Origin of the sequence: Labrys sp. 22185 (assembly GCF_052045555.1) — a bacterium.
Lineage (GTDB): Bacteria > Pseudomonadota > Alphaproteobacteria > Rhizobiales > Labraceae > Labrys > Labrys neptuniae.
Genome location: NZ_JBQEPH010000001.1, coordinates 508,266 through 528,272, shown reverse-complemented (window position 1 = coordinate 528,272; position 20,007 = coordinate 508,266). Strand labels below are relative to the sequence as shown.

The 20,007-nt window shown below is 64.6% G+C and carries 14 protein-coding genes; 7 read left to right on the top strand and 7 right to left on the bottom strand.

Going from position 1 to position 20,007, the window contains the following annotated elements; translation table 11 throughout:
* Nucleotides 1-71: 71 nt before the first annotated feature.
* Nucleotides 72-2,693, top strand: coding sequence for an aminopeptidase N (pepN, locus tag ACTJKX_RS02425; protein ID WP_440724239.1), 2,622 nt, complete (start codon nt 72-74; stop codon nt 2,691-2,693).
* Nucleotides 2,694-3,054: 361 nt separating this feature from the next.
* Nucleotides 3,055-5,346, top strand: a complete 2,292-nt coding sequence (locus ACTJKX_RS02420; protein ID WP_311933347.1) for a PAS domain-containing sensor histidine kinase — start codon at nt 3,055-3,057, stop codon at nt 5,344-5,346.
* A gap of 45 nt (nt 5,347-5,391) precedes the next feature.
* Here the strand turns inward: ACTJKX_RS02420 and ACTJKX_RS02415 are convergent, their stop codons facing one another.
* The 6 genes from ACTJKX_RS02415 to ACTJKX_RS02390 form a co-directional block, all read right to left on the bottom strand.
* Nucleotides 5,392-5,610 (bottom strand): hypothetical protein, encoded by a 219-nt coding sequence (locus tag ACTJKX_RS02415; protein WP_394310087.1) that lies wholly within the window; start codon nt 5,608-5,610, stop codon nt 5,392-5,394.
* Complete coding sequence (gene clpS, locus ACTJKX_RS02410) at nt 5,607-5,912, bottom strand: ATP-dependent Clp protease adapter ClpS (RefSeq protein WP_311933349.1); 306 nt, start codon at nt 5,910-5,912, stop codon at nt 5,607-5,609. The genes ACTJKX_RS02415 and clpS overlap by 4 nt, the downstream gene beginning before the upstream one ends.
* A gap of 130 nt (nt 5,913-6,042) precedes the next feature.
* Entirely contained in the window at nt 6,043-8,940 is a 2,898-nt protein-coding gene (locus ACTJKX_RS02405; protein ID WP_440724238.1) for a bifunctional [glutamine synthetase] adenylyltransferase/[glutamine synthetase]-adenylyl-L-tyrosine phosphorylase, read from the bottom strand.
* Between the two features lie 137 nt (nt 8,941-9,077).
* Nucleotides 9,078-10,526 carry a sensor histidine kinase gene (locus ACTJKX_RS02400; RefSeq protein WP_367624045.1) on the bottom strand — a complete coding sequence of 483 codons (1,449 nt, stop codon included), beginning with the start codon at nt 10,524-10,526 and terminating at the stop codon, nt 9,078-9,080.
* A gap of 72 nt (nt 10,527-10,598) precedes the next feature.
* Nucleotides 10,599-11,279 carry a response regulator transcription factor gene (locus ACTJKX_RS02395; RefSeq protein WP_068296804.1) on the bottom strand — a complete coding sequence of 227 codons (681 nt, stop codon included), beginning with the start codon at nt 11,277-11,279 and terminating at the stop codon, nt 10,599-10,601.
* Nucleotides 11,280-11,524: 245 nt separating this feature from the next.
* Entirely contained in the window at nt 11,525-13,060 is a 1,536-nt protein-coding gene (locus ACTJKX_RS02390) for a Do family serine endopeptidase (RefSeq protein WP_367624046.1), read from the bottom strand.
* Nucleotides 13,061-13,430: 370 nt separating this feature from the next.
* Between ACTJKX_RS02390 and ACTJKX_RS02385 the strand changes: the two genes are divergently transcribed.
* From ACTJKX_RS02385 to ACTJKX_RS02365, 5 genes are all read left to right on the top strand, one after another.
* A complete protein-coding gene (locus ACTJKX_RS02385) occupies nt 13,431-13,961 on the top strand; it encodes an RNA polymerase sigma factor (protein ID WP_440724237.1) in 531 nt (176 codons plus the stop codon).
* A 36-nt stretch (nt 13,962-13,997) separates the two neighbouring features.
* Nucleotides 13,998-14,963, top strand: coding sequence for a FecR family protein (locus ACTJKX_RS02380; RefSeq protein WP_440724236.1), 966 nt, complete (start codon nt 13,998-14,000; stop codon nt 14,961-14,963).
* Between the two features lie 181 nt (nt 14,964-15,144).
* Complete coding sequence (locus ACTJKX_RS02375; RefSeq protein ID WP_440724235.1) at nt 15,145-17,835, top strand: TonB-dependent receptor domain-containing protein; 2,691 nt, start codon at nt 15,145-15,147, stop codon at nt 17,833-17,835.
* An 85-nt stretch (nt 17,836-17,920) separates the two neighbouring features.
* Complete coding sequence (locus ACTJKX_RS02370; RefSeq protein ID WP_440724234.1) at nt 17,921-18,808, top strand: TonB family protein; 888 nt, start codon at nt 17,921-17,923, stop codon at nt 18,806-18,808.
* Nucleotides 18,809-18,989: 181 nt separating this feature from the next.
* Nucleotides 18,990-19,499, top strand: a complete 510-nt coding sequence (locus ACTJKX_RS02365) for a Dps family protein (protein ID WP_068296793.1) — start codon at nt 18,990-18,992, stop codon at nt 19,497-19,499.
* Between the two features lie 47 nt (nt 19,500-19,546).
* Here ACTJKX_RS02365 and ACTJKX_RS02360 read toward each other — a convergent pair whose 3' ends face one another.
* Nucleotides 19,547-20,005, bottom strand: a complete 459-nt coding sequence (locus ACTJKX_RS02360; protein WP_440724233.1) for a cytochrome c-type biogenesis protein — start codon at nt 20,003-20,005, stop codon at nt 19,547-19,549.
* Nucleotides 20,006-20,007 lie beyond the last annotated feature (2 nt).

The following is a 20,007-nucleotide window of genomic DNA, read 5'->3' as shown; positions in this document are numbered from 1 at the left end:
CGCGGGCCGGACATCCGCCATGATGGCCGGCACCAGACGATTCAGATTGTCCCCGCCGGAATGAAGCCCCTATGACAGCAGCTGCCCTGGAACCCGTTCGCCTCGCCGACTACCGGGTGCCCGCTTTCCTGATCGACACGGTGCATCTCGACATCCGGCTCGAGCGGACGCAGACCCGTATCGTTTCTACCCTGACTTTGCGGCGCAATCCCCACAGCGCTGGGCAAGGCGCCTTGAAGCTCGACGGCGACGGTCTCGTCTTCGTGGAGGCGTGGCTCGACGGCGTGTCGCTGCCATCGGATGCCTATTCGGTCTCGCCCCATGGCTTCAGCCTGCACCAGCCGCCCGCCGAGCCCTTCACCTTGGCCATCGAGACGCGCCTGGATCCTTCCGCCAATACACAGCTGATGGGGCTTTACCGCTCCAACTCGGCCTATTGCACCCAATGCGAGGCCGAGGGCTTCCGGCGCATCACCTATTTCCTGGACAGGCCGGATGTGCTGTCGGTCTACACCACCAGGATCGAAGCTTCGTTCCAGGAAGCACCGGTGCTGCTCGCCAATGGCAACCGCACCGAGCACGGATCCTTGGCAGACGGCAGGCACTATGCCGTCTGGCATGATCCCTTCCCCAAGCCCTCCTACCTCTTCGCCATGGTTGCGGGCGATCTCGCCATGGTGGCCGACAGCTTCACCACCCGCTCTGGGCGGGAGGTGCGCCTGGAGATCTATGTCGAGCACGGCAAAGAAGACCGCTGCGCCTATGCCATGGACGCCCTCAAGCGCTCCATGCGCTGGGACGAGCAAGCCTTTGGTCGCGAATATGATCTCGACATCTTCATGATCGTCGCCGTGTCCGATTTCAACATGGGCGCCATGGAGAACAAGGGCCTCAACATCTTCAACGACAAATATGTACTGGCCCTGCCCCAGACGGCCACCGACAGCGACTTCGCCGCCGTCGAGGCGATCATCGCGCATGAATATTTCCACAACTGGACCGGCAACCGCATCACCTGCCGCGACTGGTTCCAGCTCTGCCTGAAGGAGGGCCTGACGGTCTTCCGCGACCAGGAATTCTCCTCCGATCAGCGCTCGCGCCCCGTCAAGCGCATCAATGACGTCAAGCTCCTGCGCAGCCAGCAATTCTCCGAGGACGGCGGACCGCTCGCCCATCCCGTCCGTCCTGAAATCTACAACGAGATCAACAACTTCTACACCGCCACGGTCTATGAAAAAGGCGCAGAGGTCGTGCGCATGCTCAAGACCCTGATCGGCGACGAGGCTTTCGCCGCCGGCATGGATCTCTATTTCCAGCGCCATGACGGGGAAGCGGTCACCATCGAGGATTTCCTGACCTGCTTCGCTGAGGCAAGCCGGCGCGACCTCGGCCAGTTCATGCTCTGGTACAGGCAGTCGGGCACGCCGGAGATCCGCGCCGAGGGGCAGTGGGACGAAGAGGCCGGCACCTACCACCTCAGCCTAAAGCAGATCCTGCCGCCGACGCCGGGCCAGCCCAACAAGCAGCCCATGCTGTTCCCGATCCGCCTCGGCCTGGTCGGCGAGGACGGCGATCTTCCCGTCACGCTCGACGGCAAGCCTTTCGATGGTCTGGTGGCCTTGGCCGAATCCGAGCGCAATTACGTGTTCGGCAATGTGCGCCAGGCCCCCGTTCCCTCGCTGCTGCGTGGCTTCTCGGCCCCGGTCAAGCTCACGGTCGCGCTCGACGAGGAAGCCCTGCTCACTTTGCTCAAGGCCGACAGCGACCCCTTCAATCGCTGGCAGGCCTCCCAGAGCTACGCACTCAAGCTGCTGCTGCGCCTGGTCAAGGACCCGACGACGCCGGTCGACCCGCGTTTCATCGCGGCTGTCCGTGGCCTCCTTGCCGGGGGAGCCGTCGATCCCGCCTTCACCGCGCTTTCCCTCGCCTTGCCCAGCGAGACCGACATCGCCCGCGAGATCGGCAATGACGTCGATCCCCAGGCCGTCTACCAGGCCCGCTCGATCCTGCGGCGGACCTTGGCCCGGGACCTGCAGGCGGACTTGCTGCGGACCATCGAGAACATGACGATGGCGGGCCCGTACTCGCCCCAGGCCGCCGATGCCGGGCGACGTTCCCTGCGCAACGGCGCACTCGACCTGATCTGCGCTGGCGGCACGCCCCAGGCGCTGGATGCTGCCGCCGCGCAGTTCGACAAGGCCGACAACATGACCGATGAAATGGCAGCGCTGGCCACGCTGGCCCTGTCCGCTACGCCGGCCGGCGAACGGGCCCTGCACAATTTCCGCGAACGTTACGACAATGATCCACTGGTCATCGACAAATGGATGGGCGTGCAGGCGATGCTGCCGCTCGAGGCGACGCTGGATCGTGTCAAGGAACTCATGCATGACCCCGCCTTCTCCCTGCACAATCCCAACCGCGTCAGAGCCTTGATCGGCACCTTCTGTTCCGCCAACCAGACGCAGTTCAACCGCGCCGACGGCGAGGGTTATCGCTTCGTCGCCGATATCATCCTGGCGATCGACCCGAAGAACCCGCAACTGGCGGCCCGGCTGCTGGTCGCGTTCAAGACCTGGCGCTCGCTCGAACAAGGCAGGCGCACCTTGGCGGCGGCAACATTGCGCGACATCGCCAGGCGTCCGGGACTATCGCGCGACGTTGCTGACATCGCGCAAAGATCGCTTGCATGAAGCAGCCTTTGCAACTATGCGGTCGGCTCGGCGCCGGCTGACCGTTGCAATCGAGAGTACTGGTGCCTCTAGGGAAGCATTCATAGGCTGCACTCCAAGGAAAGCAGCCCCATGCCACCAGATCTTGTGGTGGTGAGTTTTCAGCTCCATACATGTAGCCAAAGCATCAAGATTTTGTCTTGAATCGGGCGCGAATTCTTCGCTTTTCAGCCGCAAACGGACACAAATAATTAAAAAAGTGTTCACGGCGACTCTAGACAAATCACGTGAAGGTTGATTCTTATAGCTTTATCGATTCGGGGGCGGTGATGACCACCTGCCCTGTCGCAAATTCTCAGATAAGGCTTGGAAGGGCTAAGCAATGGCGCGTGCAAACGCGACACATGCGTCTTTGCGCGCGCCGGGCATCCGGGGCCTTGCCAAGACACTGGTCTGCCCAACCTATCGGCGACTGATCGGGCTTGAACCGATCCTGCGCAAGGCCGTGCCCTTGCTGATCATCGCCTTCCTTGCCGTCATCGCCCTCGCCTCCTTCATCCAGGCCCGGGACAGCCGCCAGCAAGCCATGCAGGAGGCCGGCCGCAACCTCGATCTCATCGTCTCGGCCGCAGCGGCGCAACTGAGTGCGATCGTCGCCCAGAGCGGCCGCGTGCCGACCCGTGCCGCGATCACGGCGCCCGAGCACACCCTGCTTGCCGTGATCACGCCGCATGGCCGCCTGCTCAACGACAATGGTGACGTCGCCGGCCTGATCGGCGCGATCGGGGACCGCGTCAGTGGCCAGTTGACCGTCACGGTCGGCGGCACTGCCATGCTCGCCTCCATCGGCACCAGCGAGAGCCTGCGCATCGTCGCCGCCAGGCCGATCGACGATATCCTGGAAGGCTGGTACGCCCTGAGCGGCCGGCTGCTCGTCTTCACCACCACCACCGGCGGCGTGCTGCTGATCCTGGGCTTTGCCTATTATTGGCAGGCCTCCCGGGCCCGCCGGGCCGACGACATCTACAACAATGTGCGCAACCGGCTGGAAACCGCGCTCAGCCGTGGACGCTCGGGCCTGTGGGACTGGGATCTCGAAGCGGGACGGGTGTTCTGGTCGGATTCGATGTTCCATCTGCTCGGCTACGAGCCGCAGGACGACCTTCTGGTCCACAGCGACATCGACCGGCTCATTCATATCGACGATGGCGGCTTGCGCACCCTTTCCGCCGAACTGCTGGCCAAGGATCCGCCACTCGCGATCGACCGGCGCTTCCGCATGCGCTGCGCCAATGGCGAATGGATCTATGTGCGCGTGCGCGGCGAGCTGGTCTATGGCCCGCAGGGCAACAAGCGCCTGATCGGCATCGTCGTCGACGAAACCGAAGAGCGGCGCTTCGCCGAGCACACCAAGCGGGCGGACCTGCGCCTGCGCGACGCCGTCGAAACCATCTCGGAAGCCTTCGTCCTGTGGGACGCCGGCAATCGCCTGGTAATCTGCAATTCCAAGTTCCAGGCACTGCACAACCTGCCGGACGGCCTGGTACGTCCCGGCACCCATTACAGCGCTATCGTCGAGGCCGGCTCCCAGCCCGTGGTGCGCACCAACATGTCCGCCAACGCGCCGATCGAGCGGGGCGCGCGCACCTTCGAGGCCCAGCTCCAGGACGGTCGCTGGCTCACCATCAACGAGCGGCGTACCAAGGATGGCGGCTATGTCTCCGTCGGTACCGACATCACCTCGCTGAAGGAACAGCAGACCCGGCTGATGGACAGCGAGCGCAGCCTGATCGGCATGATCGCCGACCTCAAGCGCTCCCGGCAGGTGCTCGAGCGCCAGACCCAGGAATTGGCCGAGCTGGCTGAGAAATATGCCGAGGAAAAGATCAAGGCCGAGTCCGCCAACCGGGCCAAGTCGGAATTCCTCGCCAATATGAGCCATGAGCTGCGCACCCCGCTCAACGCCATCATCGGCTTTTCCGAATTGATGGAGAACGGCACCTTCGGCGCGCTCGGCCAGCCGCGCTATGTCGGCTATTGCAAGGACATCAACGACAGCGGACGCTATCTCCTGAACTTCGTGGACGACATCCTCGAAATGTCGAAGATCGAGGCGGGCGAGGTCACGCTGCAGCGCGAACTCGTGGCGGTCGACCGACTGCTCGGCGACCTGCTGCGCTCGCTCCGGCCGGAGACGGACGCCAAGAAGCTCAGCCTCCACCCCTCCTGGAGCAATGGCGTGAACCTGCAGGCCGATCGCCGCGCCCTGCGCCTGATCATGAACAACCTTCTCTCCAACGCCATCAAGTTCACGCCGGAGGGCGGCAGGATCGGCGTTCGCATCCGCCGGCACGGCAGCCGGGTCGCCCTCTATGTCGAGGATTCGGGCATCGGCATTCCGGCGGAAGCAATCGGCAAGCTCGGTCGCCCCTTCGAGCAGGTCCAGACCCAGTTCACCAAGACGCACAAGGGCTCGGGCCTCGGCCTTTCCATCGCCAAATCCCTGGCGGAGCTGCATGGCGGCTCGATCCGCATCCGCTCCGCCGTGGGCGTCGGCACCGTCGTCATGGTGGTGCTGCCGGTCGAAGCCACGCGTTCGCCGGCTCAACCGACCACGCCGCTCCTGATGCGGCCCACGCCAAGACGCGCGGCATCGGCAGCGCTGTTGCACTGACACCGCCGCGCGATGGAACCTGCCGGCGTCGGCTTGGCGAGGGGATCAGGTTCGGCTCTTGCCTCCTTCATCGGCGCCACGCGCCCCATCCATCTGCTGCTGCAGCGCCGCCAGCCGCGCCTCCTGGGCCGCGATGCGGTCGGCCAGAAGGTCCTCATTCGCGGCCCCGGAAGATGCCGCCGCCTGCTCCATCAACTGACGGATGTTTTCGCGGATGATCGCGATCTCGGCATCGTAGGACTGTGTCGTGCGGGGCGTGCTCATTCTTCCGGCTCCGTCGTGAACAACAGGGGATAGCCCTGGCTGCGCGCCATATCCGTCGCCCGGGTCGCCTTCGTCTCGGCAATGTCGCGCGCGAACACGGCCACCACGCAGACGCCTCTTTGATGGGCGGTAAGCATAACGCGGTAGGCCTGTGACTCGTTCATCCGGAATTCGGCCTTGAGCACCACCACCACGAACTCCCGGGGGGTGTAGTCGTCATTGACCAGGATGACCTTGTGCAGCTGCGGCCGCTGGGTCCTGGTTCTGGCCTTGGTGCGAGGGCGAAGGTCGGTGTCGCTCATTGGCAGAAAACTCCCAATGAAGCCTCCCGTCGGGAAGCGGTGATCGCAATCATTCTTCCACGTCCGAGCGGCAAAATCGAGCCCGCTCGAAGGGAGACCAGGGATGAATGGGCCGCATCGCCGCGCGGGCTTATTTCCCGCCGACGACCTGCTTGAAAATGTTCCGCACCTGCGCCTGCGTCACGCCGATGACGGCGTTGAGTTCGTCGAAATCACTGCATTCGGCCACGCGGCTGAGCAGGATCTTGCCCGTTTCGGATGTCTTGTCGGGATCGAGATTACCGCCGACACAAAAACGGATCACCTGGGAGAGAGCGGTGTAGAGCCGCCAGGCCTCGATGAGGCGCCGATGCGCCGTCTTGGCCAGCACGCCGGCTTCCAGGGCCTTGTCGAGGGCACGGCCGGTATTGGCATCGAGCATGGCCGGATGGGTGGCCGCATGCAGGAGCTGCAGGGTCTGGGCGATGAATTCGATATCGACCAGGCCGCCCCGGGCATTCTTGAGGTCCCACGGCCCGCGCCCGCCCTTCTCGCTTTCGAGCAGGACCCGCATTTCCGCGACGTCCTTGAGAATCTTGCGCGGCTCGCGCTCGACGGCGAGGATCCCGGCGATGGTCTCCTCGATCAGGCGGCCGAACTCGGCGTCACCCGCGACGATGCGCGCTCGCGTCATCGCCATATGCTCCCAGGTCCAGGCTTCCTTGAGCTGGTATTCCCTGAACCCGTCAATATGGATGGCGACCGGCCCCTTCTGCCCGGACGGGCGCAGCCGCATGTCGACGGAAAAGGCCGTTCCCTCTCCCGTCGGGGCCGAGAGGGCGGCGATCAGCCTCTGCGTCAGCCGGGCGAACCAGACGGACGGGGCGATCGCGCGGGGTCCGTCAGTTTCAATGGCATCGGGATCATGGTCGTAGAGCACGATCAGGTCGAGGTCGGAGGAAGAGGTCAATTCCCCCCCGCCGAACTTGCCCATGGCAAGGATGCCGACGCGGGCACCGGGCGGGCTGCCATGGGCCTGCTTCAGTTCGGCGATGACGAGATCGAGCAAGGCCCTGACCACGGCCTGCGCCAGGGCGGTGATCTGCTCGCCGACCAGCAGGGGATCGAGTTCTCCGGAAAGCAGGCGGGCGCCGAGCACAAAAATGCGCTCGCGCACGAAAATGCGCACCAGGTCGAGTTTGTCCTCATAGCTCTCGCCCGTCGCGAGCGCACCGGCGAGGCGCGAATCGATCCAGGCCTGAGCGTCGTTTCCCTCGGCACCATGGTCGAGCAGGCCGTCCAGCGCATGCGGGCGCCGCACCAGCACTTCGGCCAGGCGTGGCGCCACGCCGAGCACGCGCGCGAGCACCGAAAACAGCTTGGCGTTGTTGCGCAGGATCGAAAAGAGCTGGTAACCCGAGGGCATGCGGGCGAGCAGCCCGTCGAACACGAACAAGGCCTTGTCGGGACGCCCCTCCTTGGCCAACGCCTGCAGCAGAGCGGGCGTGAGTTCGGTGAGATCCTCGCGTGCCTTGGCCGAGCGCATGGCGGGGTAACGTCCGTGATGCCAGCCGCGGATCATCTCCGCCACCTGCGAAGGCGAGGCATAGCCCAGGCGCTCCAAGGTCTTCAGCGTCTCCGGATCGTTCTCCTTGCCGGTGAAGACCAGGCTGCCGACATCGCTGGCGAGCGGCGCCGAGGCCTCGAACAAGCGGGCATAATGCTGCTGCACGGTCTCCAGGCGAGAGATCAGCGCCTTGGATAGGGCTTCCACATCGGCGTAGCCGGCAAAGCGGGCAAATTCCAGGAGTACCTGCTTCTCCGCCGGCAGGCTGTGGGTCTGCTCGTCCGCCATCATCTGGAGGCGATGCTCCAACCCGCGCAGGAAGTCATAAGCCTCGGTCAATTGGTCACGCGCCTCCGGCGTGATCCAGCCGGCTTCCTGCAGGGCGGCGAGCATGGCGATGGTGCCGCGCCCGCGCAGGTCGGGATTGCGGCCACCGGCAATCAGCTGCTGGGTCTGCACGAAGAACTCGATCTCGCGGATGCCGCCGCGCCCGAGCTTGAGATTGTGCCCGGCAACGGCGATGGCCTCATGGCCCTTATGGGCATGGATCTGCCGCTTCATGGCATGGACATCGGCGATGGCGGCATAGTCGAGGTGCCGCCGCCAGATGAAGGGCACCAGCCCGGCCAGGAAACGCTCGCCCAGCGCGATGTCACCGGCGCAGGGTCGCGCCTTGATCATCGCCGCCCGTTCCCAGTTCTGCCCGACGCTTTCATAATAGCCATAGGCGGCAGGAAGCGAGATCGCGATCGCGGTGGCTCCCGGATCGGGCCGCAGACGCAGGTCGACCCGGAAGACATAGCCATCGGCCGTGCGCTCGGACAACAATTTGACCAGCCCCTGTGTCAGCCGCACGAAGAAAGGCGCCGGCTCCAGCCCTTCGCGCAAGGGCGCCGTTTCCGGATCGTAGAGGACGATCAGGTCGATATCGGATGAATAATTCAGTTCGAACGCGCCCTGCTTGCCCATCGCCAATGCCACCAAGCCGCAATCCCGGTCCGGATTTTCAGGATCGGACGGCAGGAAACGACCTGCGGCGGCGGCCTCCCGCAGCAGGAAACGCAAGGCCAGCGTCGCGCTTTCGTCGGCCACGCGCGTCAGGGCCGCCGTGACCTCGGCAAGCCGCCAGACGCAGCCGAGATCGGCAATGCCGATCAGCAAGGCTGCCTCCTGCTTGAGCAGGCGCAGGGCCCGCATGGCCTCGGCGATATCGGCCGCGGCGCTGCATCGAGCCTTGGCACGTGCGATCGCCTCTTCGAGCACCGCCCCTGGCGCTCCTGCCAGGATGCGCTCCAGGCGGGCGGAATCGGCTAGGGCCAGCCCCCACAGGAAGGGTGAGGCGGTGGCAAGCCCGGCCAGCACGGCATGGCCCTGCCCGCCCCCCAGCGCCGTTGCGACGGTCGGTTGGGCGGCCGGATCCAATACGTCCGTCAGATCGGCGAAGCGGGATTTGACACGACGTTTGTCTTCAATGGGAATCATGCCGCCGCCTCACCCTGCTTTCACGCTCTTCTTGTCGTTCCTTGGCGATAGCATTGGTTCAAACAATTCGCATGCGCAAATGGCTGACTTCGAATGCCGTCGCTACGACGTAGCATGCTCTCGAGCAGGTGTCCGGTTCAGGAGCGAACGCGCAAGCCCGGGCGGCGCAGGGCGAGCTTGGACGGCACCGGCTCCTCGGCGGGCTTGTCGGGCAATTCCAGCACCACACGTAGACCCGGCTGGTTGTCTTCCAGGCGGATCGTGCCGCCATGCAGCTTCACCATGGCGGAGACGAGCGCCAGGCCAAGGCCGGAGCCCGGGCGCGTGCGGCTCGATTCCAGCCGGACGAAGCGTTCCAGCACCCTCTGCCGGTCGGCCTGCGGAATGCCGGCGCCATGATCGGCCACGCTGAGAATGACGCGCCCGTCGCGTTTCTCGGCCGCAATCGTCACGTCGCCAGCCGGTCCGCCCTCCTCCTTGGGGCTGTATTTGAGGGCGTTGTCGATGAGATTGGCCAAAGCTTGGCTGACCAGCTCGCGGTTGCCGTGCAGCGCCAAGGGCGATTGCGCCGCCACCACGATCCTGGCACCGCTCTCCTCGGCAACGGGTTCGTAGAGCTCCGCCACTGCATGCACGGCCTCGGCGACATCGAACTCGCTGAGCGCCCCGTCGATACGGCCGCCTTCCGCCCGCGCGATCATCAGGAGAGCGTTGAAGGTGCCGATCAACCCGTCTGACTCCTCGATGGTGCGATCGAGCGCAGCGCGATAGGCATCCTCGTCCTTCGCCGTTCGCAACGCCTCCTCGGCGTGATTGCGCAGGCGCGTCAACGGGGTCTTGAGATCATGGGCGATGTTGTCGGAAACCTCCTTGAGGCCCGCCATCAGTTCCTGGATGCGATCCAGCATGGCATTGGTCGTCGAGGCCAGCCTGTCGAATTCGTCATCCGTGCCTGCGACCTTGAGGCGGCGGGTGAGGTCCCCGTCGATGATGGAGCGGCTGGTGGCATTGATGTCGTCGAGGCGATGCAGCACGCGCCGCGCCACGAACCAGCCGCCGGCCACGCCGAGCAACATGATCAAGCCGACCGACCACAGTGCCGCATTGAACATGATCGCACGCACGCGGCTCTGCTCGTCGAGATCGACGCCGACGAGGAGCTTGTAGCCATCCTGCAGGGCAAAAACCCGCACCAGCGCCGTGCGCGGACCGGCCTTGCCGCCATCATCACGGCGATAGGGAATATTGCTGAGGCCTGGCTTATCGAGGACACCGTCGGGCAGTTCGCTGACATTGCCGACGAGCGCCTCCCCCTGCGGCGTGGTGAGCAGATAGAGCAGCGATCCCGGCCGGCGGGTGCGGGCCTCGATGGTCGAGGCCAGCAGCATCACGCCACCCTGGGCATATTCGTCACTGAGGCTGTTGATCTCGGCATTGATGGAATTGCTGATCTGCGAGCCGAGGAGGCGCTGGGCATTCCAGAAGAAATAGCCGAGCAGCGAAGCCGCGAACAGCGTGAACACCAGCAGATAGGCGGCCATCAGCTTGAAGGCCGTGGTTCGGATCAGTTTCCGCAGTCCGGTCACAGCCAGTCTTTCCGATTCAGCCCCCGACGCAGTGCTCCTCATCTTCACGCGGTGGAATCCTGCCGGGATGGCTTATTTCGCACTGTCGCGGATCATGTAGCCCGCCCCGCGAATGGTGTGCAGCAATGGCTTCTCGAAGCCCTTGTCGAGCTTGGAGCGCAGGCGCGACACATGGACGTCGATGACATTGGTGCCGGGATCGAAGTGGTAGTCCCAGACATGCTCGAGCAGCATGGTACGGGTCACCACCTGGCCGGCATTCTTCATCAGATATTCGAGCAGCCGGAATTCCCGGGGCTGGAGGTCGATCTCCTCCCCCGCCCGCTTGACCACATGGGACAGGCGGTCGAGCTCAAGATCGCCGACCCGATAGACCGTTTCCTCGCCCTTGCCGGGACGCCGGCGCGACAGGACCTCGACCCGAGCCAGGAGCTCGGAGAAGGCATAGGGCTTGGGCAGATAGTCATCGCCACCGGCGCGCAGGCCCTTGACCCTGTCATCGACCTCGCCCAACGCGGACAGGATCAGGGCGGGTGTCTGCGTGTCTTCGAGGCGCAGGCGGGAGATCATCGAAAGGCCATCGAGTTTGGGCAGCATGCGATCGACGATCAGCACGTCATAGGGACCGTCCTTGGCCATGGCATAGCCGCTCAAGCCATCGGCAGCATGGTCGGCAACATGTCCCGCTTCCGAGAAGGCCTTGACCAGGTAGGCGGCTGCGTCGCGGTCGTCCTCGACGATCAGAATACGCATTTTGGTTTCAGACTCATTCAGATTTCGAGTTGAAGGCGTCTGAGACGAGCTTTGCCACATTTCGAGGTCACCTCATAGGGGCGCAATGATCCGCGCCCGCAGCATTCACACGGTGTTTTCAAGAATGCACCCCCCATCCCGATCTGCTCCGACCGGAGCGAACGGGGTGGGGGGGACATGGATTCGAGCCAAGGTGCCGTCACGGCCGCCCGTGACGGGCAGCCGCATCGGCGTTTCAGCTCGGATCAGGCCTTGCCGATCGGCAGGGCGACGAAGTGCAGGCCGTCATTGTTCTTCACGCGCAGCAGCACGGTGCGCTTGGAGTCGGCCTTGGCGCTCGAAAGGATCTCGCGAACCTCGCGCACATTGCTCACCGGCTTGCCGGCAATGTCGAGGATGACGTCGCCCGGGCGCAGCGATTCGGCAGCGGGGCTGCCTGGATCGACATCGGTCACGACCACACCGGCCTTGCCGGCACCGGCAACGGCAGCAGCCGGCGCCAGTTCGACGCCCAGGCTGGCGAGCGAGCTCTTGCCGCCGGTGTCGTCATCCTGCTGCGAGCGCGCATCGGCCAGCTGCTTGTCGCCCGGCAGTTTGCTGGTCTCGACCTTGACGCTCTGCTCCTTGCCGTCGCGCCAGACGGTCAGGTCGGCGGTCTCGCCGGGCTTCACATCGGCGATGGCGCGGGCAAGCTCGCGAGAATCGCCGACTTCCTTGCCGTTGACGGCGGTGATGGCGTCACCCGACTGCAGGCCGGCCTTGGCAGCAGGACCGTTCTTGGTGACGTCGGCGATCAGGGCACCCGAAGCCTTCTTCAGGCCGATGGAGTCGGCGATATCCTGGGTGACCGGCTGGATCTGCACGCCGATATAGCCACGCGTCACCTGGCCATCGGCCTTGAGCTGCGAGACCACACGCGAGACGGTCTCGGCGGGAATGGCAAAGCCGATGCCGATCGAGCCACCGGACGGCGAGTAGATCGCCGTGTTCACGCCTATGACGCGGCCGGAGAGGTCGAAGGTCGGCCCGCCCGAATTGCCGCGATTGACCGGAGCGTCGATCTGCAGGAAGTCGTTATAGGTCGAGTTGTTGAGATCGCGGCCACGCGCCGACACGATGCCCGCCGTCACGGTACCGCCCAGGCCGTAGGGATTGCCGACAGCCAGGACCCAATCGCCCACGCGCGGTTCGTTCTGCAGTTCGAGTTCGACAAAGGGGAACTTGCCCGCATCGTCCTGGACCTTCAGCAAGGCGAGGTCGGTCTTCGGATCGACGCCGATCACCTTGGCCGTATAGGTCTTGCCGCCATCGGTGACGACATCGACTTCCTTGGCATGGTCGACGACATGGTTGTTGGTCACGACATAGCCGTCAGCCGAGATGAAGAAACCGGAGCCCAGCGCCATGCCGAACTGCTTGCGAGGCCGGCCGGGCTGCATGTTGCCGCCACCGGGCCCGTTGAAGAAGAACTCGAACGGATTGGCCGGCGCACCGTCATTGTCGTCGTCGGAAGCGCTGGCATTGGTTTCGGTCTTGACCTTGATGGAAACCACTGCCGGCCGCACCTTCTGCACGATATCGGCAAAGCCCGGCTGCGCGACGCCAGATTGAACGGCTTGGCTCTGGGTCTGAGCGAAAGCGGGCGTGACGGATGGCATGACCACGAAGTTGCCGGCAACCGCGCCGGCGACGCCAAGGCCGAACACGGCAGCCATCAGGCGCGTGCGGCGGCGGGCGAGGATACCGGCCTTCGGCTTCATGTCATGATCGGATGAATTCATCGTGATAGGCTCCATAATGACACGGCCTTCCGTAGGGATAGACCGGTCGCCTTTGCTTCAGCGCCCCCATTCAGCGCCGTTGCCGGTGACAATGCCCTGACCAACATTACGGCTCTTTTTCCGCCGGATTACTCTTTAGTAAGACGCAGTTTTTCCCGCTCGAGAGCATGTCCCACCGGCTGGATGCCGGCCCCTGTCGCGCTATAAGCGCACATCCCACCGGACGGCACCGGTTTTCCGCACCCCTTAGAATTCATCTAAACTATTGATGTTGCAGGGAAATTATTGATGAGATATCAGGTCCTGCATTAAGTTGACGCGCATCGCCCTCCCGAAGCGCGACTTCGTTTCCATTTCCGATGCGACGCCGATGACGACGTTCACCACGACCGATGCCCGTGACGACCTGATGTCGCTTTATCTGCGCCAATGGAAGACGCTGCGCAGCCTGCTGCGCAAACGCAGTGGCTCGCACGATCTCGCGGAGGAGGCCGTCCAGGAAACCTGGCTTCGGCTGGCGGACATGAAGGGAACGCGAGGCCCCATTCAGGACCAGCAGGCTTTCCTGCTACGCATCGCCGGCAACATCGCCATCGATTTCGCCCGCAAGGATCGTCGGCATTCGGCCCGTTGCCTCAGCGACGAAGCCATTCTCCAGGCGGTCGCCGACAGCGCACCGTCACCAGAGACGATCACGATCGATTGCGACCAATTGCGTTTCCTGGCCATCGGCCTGGCCAAACTCGCAGCCAAGCCACGCACGGCCTTGTTGCTGAATCGCTGCGACGGCCTTTCCCATCGGGACATCGCAAAGCGACTCGGCGTTTCCGAAAGCATGGTGGCGCGCTACCTCACCCAGGCGCTACGACATTGCCGCGACCATTTCCGCGCCATCGCCTGACCTCTCGGCCGAGCACGTATAGATTGCCGGGAGCGGATGGTGACGAGAACGCCGACCAGACAGACGGAACCAGGCCAAGAGAGGCAGCAGGCCGATCTCGCACTCAGCGACGCGGCCATCGACTGGCTGGTTAGGCTCCATTCCGGCCAGGCTGGCAAAGCCGACCATGAGGCTTTCGCGGCCTGGCGCAGGCAGAGCCGCGAACATGAACTGGCTGCCCGCGAGGCCGAGACGATCTGGCATGGCCTCGGCCTTGCCGGAGACAAGGTCCAGCGCAATGCCCGCGCCAAATTGACGAGACGGGCAGTGCTTGGTGGTGTGGCGATCGGTGGATTGGCCGTCGCCGGTTCCAGCCTTCTGCGCCAGCATCTGTTCGCCGACCACAGCACCGGTGCCGGAGAACGCGCGACGATAACCCTGCCGGACGGCTCCACCGCCCTTCTCAACGGCGACACCGCGCTGAATGTCTCCTTCGATGCCGCCCAGCGGCGCCTGGAACTGCTCGCAGGTCAGGCGCTGTTTCAAGTCCGACCGGACGCCGGACGGCCTTTCGTGGTGGCGGCCAATGGCGGGCAAGCGCGGGCCGTGGGAACCGTATTCGACGTCGACATCCGTTCGCAGGAAGTGGTCGTTACCGTGGTGGAGGGACAAGTGGACGTGACGGCCGGTGCCGGACCCGGCACGGGCGTACTCGCGGCAGCCGATCAGCGGGTGCGCTACGGAACAGGCCGGCAGCCCTTCGCGGCCGAACCCGTCGACGCCGAATCCGAGACGGCCTGGCGCAGGGGCAAGCTCATCTTCAACCAGAGGCCGCTGGGCGATGTCGTGGTCGAGATCGAGCGCCAGCGCCGCGGCAGGATCGTGATCACCAGCGCCCGCCTGCAGTCGCTGGAGGTGACCGGGGTATTCGAACTGGCCGACCCGGAATCCGTGCTCTCCACCCTCGAGGCAACGCTCCCCGTCAAGGTGACGCGGCTGCCCTTCGTCACCATCCTGCACTGAAGCCGCCTTCCCTCGAGCGCTTGGGACATGGTTCCGCTCCCCTCTTCCGCGAGCACTTCGAAATTTTCCTGCCGATGCGCTGCAAGATCGCCGGTCTCGTTTCGTCCTGGAGATATGGGGGACTGGCAGACGTTTTCAGGAAACGCCTGCCCTCCCCCCTTTGGTCAGCGGGGCGGGATTGATGGACAGCAGAAGATTGGGACATAACAAGGGGTGCGGCTTTGGCGGCCTCACCAGGATCGCACTTTTGGGGTCGGTATCGATCGGCATGGTGCTGGCGTCGGCATGGTGCGGCGGCACCGCCTATGCGCAAACGTCACAGCAGGGCAGTATTCGCCTCGACATCCGCCAGCAGGGCCTGGGCCCGGCGCTCACCCGCTTTGCCGATCAAGCCGGGTTGCGGTTGCTGTTCGCCTCGTCCCTGGTCGCCAACCGGACCAGCCCTGCCCTATCAGGCAGTTACACCCGCGAACAGGCACTTTCGCGCCTTCTCGCGGGCACAGGCCTCTCCTACAGCTTCACCAGCGCCAACACCGTGACCATCAGCGGGCGTGCTGCCGGCACGGCGGCCCCGCTTGCCGACGACGGCTCGCTGGTCCTCGACGTCATCACCGTGACGGCCGGCCAGGGCGGCAATCAGCAGGAAGCCCCCTACGAGACGCCGGCGCCCACCGCCTACATTTCGGAAAAGGCCATCGAGCGCTTCCGGGGATCGAGCCCGGCCGACATCTTCCGGGGCACGCCGGGCGTGACATCGGGCGAAGCGCGCAACGGTGCCGGTGCCATCGACGTCAACATCCGCGGCATGCAGGGCATGGGCCGCGTCGCGGTGACGGTCGACGGAGCCGAGAATGCCGTGACCGTCTACCAGGGCTATCAGGGCACGTCCAACCGCACCTTCGTGGACCCGGACCTGCTCGGCGGCATCGACATCACCAAGGGGTCGGACGTCACCTCCAACGGCATTGCCGGCACAGTCGCCATGCGCACGCTCGATGCCGCCGACATCGTGCAGGACGGCAAGAATTACGGCGTGCGCGTCCGTGGCGGTTTCGGCACCAATACCTCTTCGCCGAAAGCCGGCGCGGTGGCCGGCTACCAGTGGCCCTACGCCTCCTGGGCCTCCCCGGTGGCCACGCCCTCGCCGACCGGCATGGACCGGCCGGCCCTCCTGTCGCCGACGAGCGGCTCGGGCAGCGTCGTGGCTGCGGTGAAGGAGGAGAATTTCGACCTAATCGCCGGCTACGCCTATCGCAAGCAGGGCAATTATCATGCGGGAACGAACGGGCCTTCCGCCTATCCCATCCATCTGGGGCCACGCCGCGTCTGCTCCACGCCCACCTACTGCCAGAACTACACGGACTATATCGACAATGGCGGCATCGCCAATTATCGCGCCGGCGAGGAAGTGCTGAACACCCAGCTGGAGACGCAATCCTGGCTCGCCAAGGGAACGGTGCGCTTCGGCGACGGCCACAGTGTGCAGCTCGGCTACAACGGCTTTCGCAGCGAGGCAGGCGACCTTCTCGCTTCCCGGCTTACCGATGACCGGGGCCAGGCAGTCCAGCAGGCACAGACCACGGGAACCTCGGTGGACAGCGTAACGCTACGCTACCGCTGGAAGCCCGAGGACAATGACCTCATCAACCTCAAGGCCAATCTGTGGTGGAGCAAGCTGGAGATGCGCAATCCGCTGCGTGCCGGCTACAGGCCGCCCAGGCCGGGTGATTTCCGCTCCGGATCCGACACGGACATGTGGGGTGCCGAGATCACCAACACCTCCAAATTCCAACTGGCCTATGGTTCGGCCGACCTGACCTATGGCGTCTCCTATCGGGGCGAGGACACCCGCCCGAGTCGCGGCACCAAGGAGGCGGAAACCTGGCTGGACCTGCGCGACGGCATCCGCCATGAGGCCGCCGGTTTCGCCAAGGTCGCCTGGCGGCCCGTCGATTGGCTTACCCTCAACGGGGGGCTGCGCTACCAGTATTTCTGGTCCGAGGATCGCAACGCCCCCGAACTGGTGCGCCCCGACTACACCTACGACACCAGGCTGGCCAAGGGCGGCATCAGCCCCTCGATCGGCGTGACGGTCGAGCCTTTCGATGGCACCCAGTTCTACGTCAACTATTCCAATGCGATGCGGCTGCCCAGCATCATGGAATCGGTCTCGGCCTTCACCATGAACGTCAACTCGCATCTGAAGCCCGAACGTTCCAGCAATTGGGAGATCGGCACCAATCTGCGCCGGGAGGGCCTGCTGTCGGCGAATGACAAGGGCATGCTGAAGCTTGGCTATTTCGACTGGACAGTCGACGACTACATTGCCCGCCAATGGTACACCTTCCCCAATGGCGTGTCGGGCATGCGCATCTTCAACATCGACCGCGCCCATTTTTCCGGCCTGGAACTGTCCGGACGCTATGAGCTCGGCGGCTTCACGGCGGACCTTGCGGCCAACTACTATACCAATGTCGAGTTCTGCCGCACCGCCGGAACCTGCGAGAACAAGTCGCTCTATGCCGACTATTCGACCAACCATATTCCGCCCCGCTATTCGCTGGCGCTCACGCTGTCCCAGAAATTGATGGACGATGCGCTCACCGTGGGCGGGCGGATTTCCCATGTCGGCGCGCGCGCCATCGGCCATGGCGACGTGACGGCGCAGGGTGCGTCCCAGTTCATCGCCCTGGTCGACTGGAAACGGCACACGTTGGTGGACGTCTTCGCCGAATACAAGTTCAGCAAGAACCTCACGGGCAGCGTCCGCGTCGAGAACCTGACCGACCAATATTACGTCGACCCCCTGAGCCTGGTGCAGCAACCGGGCCCGGGGCGCACCTTCTACGCCTCGCTCACCGCCACATTCTGACGGCGCTGATGCACAAGCAGCGCGAGGCCAGCTATCCCACGATAACTCCGGCCGAACTGGAGAGCGTACCGGAAGGCACCCTATCGTGACCGATTGGCAAACCGTCTCAGGCTCCGGGAGCCGCGTCGCGGATCTGGCTCTCTGGGCCGGCGCGGGTCTCGTCGTGCTCAGCCTGCACCTTGGGATTGCCATCTGGTGTCTGTGGCCGTCGCCGGCAGCGCCTTCCGCCGATGCGCCGCCGCCGGCGATCATGATCGAGTTCGCGCCGACCTCGGAGGCGATGCAGACCCAGACCAACGAGATCTCTCCCGACCTGCAGGCGGCGGAGCCCCAGGCGGCAAGCGAGGCGGTCCCGGCGTCCGAGGAGCCCGTGCCCGCCGACCCCATCGAGGAGGTCCAGGCTCCGGAGCCGGTGACGGAGGCGGCCGAGCCGCAGCCGACAATGGAAACGCCGCCGACGCAGGTCACGCAGGCCGAAGTACAGCTCCCCCAGCAGCGGCCCATCGAGGTGAAGGCGAGGCAGCAGACCACTCTCCGGGCAGAGCCGAAGAAGCCGCCCAAGCAAAAGCCAGCCAAGCCACGCCCTCAGCACGCCCAGGAGGCTTCGAAGGCGGCCGTCGTGGCACAGGTCCAGGCCAACCAGTCGAGCCGCAACGCGGCCCGGCAAACCAGCTCCGGCCAGCTGTCCGGCCAGGCGCCGGCGCAGTGGCGCTCGCAGTTGATGGCGCATCTCGAACGGCGCAAGCGTTATCCAGCCGGCGCCCGTTCGCGCGGTGAACGCGGTATTGCCTATGTCCGCTTCCGGATCGACGATGAGGGCAACGTGCTGGCAGCCTCGCTCGCCCGCTCCTCGGGTTCTGTCGAACTCGACCAGGAGGTACTGTCCCTGGTCCGGAGGGCATCGCCCGTTCCCGCGCCGCCGGCTGGCGTCAGCCGGACCATCACCGCGCCGGTTCGGTTTGATTCAAGATGAGATCGGTGCACGAGCAACCGGGCAAAGCAGACAGGGCCATGGCGGTCCAACGATTGTCCAAGCTCGATCTGCGATGAACCTTGCTGGCCGAGCGATGTTCTATGAAGGCTGCCTCTCTGTCATGGTTCCGCTTGGGCTGGAGAGGAGCGCCACCGACCTGATAGCAAAAGGAAACGACTTGATGGCCAAGGACAAGGCGAAGGCATTGAAGACGGCGGATCTGCGGGTCCCCACCGATCTGGGTTCCAATGCGACCAAGGATCTGTCAGGCGCACTCACGACGTTACTTGCCGACGTGTTCACCCTTTATCTGAAGACCAAGAATTTCCACTGGCACGTCTCGGGCCCGCATTTTCGCGACTATCATCTGCTGCTGGACGAGCAGGCCGATCAGATCTTCGCCATGACCGACGCCATCGCGGAGCGGGTCCGCAAGATCGGCGGCACCACGCTGCGCTCGGCTGGCCATATCGGGCGGCTGCAGCGCCTGTCGGACAATGATGCCGATTTCGTCACGCCCGGCGACATGCTTGCCGAATTGCTCGACGACAACAAGCGCCTGGTCGGCTTCCTGCGCGAGACCCACGATCTGTGCGATGAACACCGCGATGTCGCAACGGCGAGCCTGATCGAAAACTGGATCGACGAAACCGAACGCCGAGCCTGGTTCCTGTTCGAGACCGGCCGATAGCAAACCTCTTCCGCATCGCGAACCGGGCGGCCGCGGCGATCCGCGGCCTAGCTTTCCCGCTTGAGGATATCGTCGACCCTGGCCTGCTCATCCGAACTGAGCGGTGCAGGAGCAGCAGCCTGCCGCCGCCGCGTCGACAGGAAGATGGCGATGCCGCCCAGCAGCAGCAATGCCGGCGGTCCTGACCACAAAGCGAGGGTCCGCCATTCCAGAGGTGGCTTCAAGAGGATGAAATCGCCATAGCGGGCAACCAGGAAGTCCTTGACTTCGGCGTCGCTGTCGCCGGCCTTCAGGCGCTCGCGCACGAGGATACGCAGGTCCTTGGCGAGCGAGGCATTCGAATCGTCGATCGACTCGTTCTGGCAGACCATGCAGCGCAGCTGCGCCGACAGCGCGCGGGCGCGTGCCTCGAGGGCCGGATCGGGCAGAACCTCGTCCGGCTGCACGGCCAGCGCCGGCAGCACCATGAGGCCGAAAAGGCAGGCGAGGATGAAGCGCTTCGCCATCG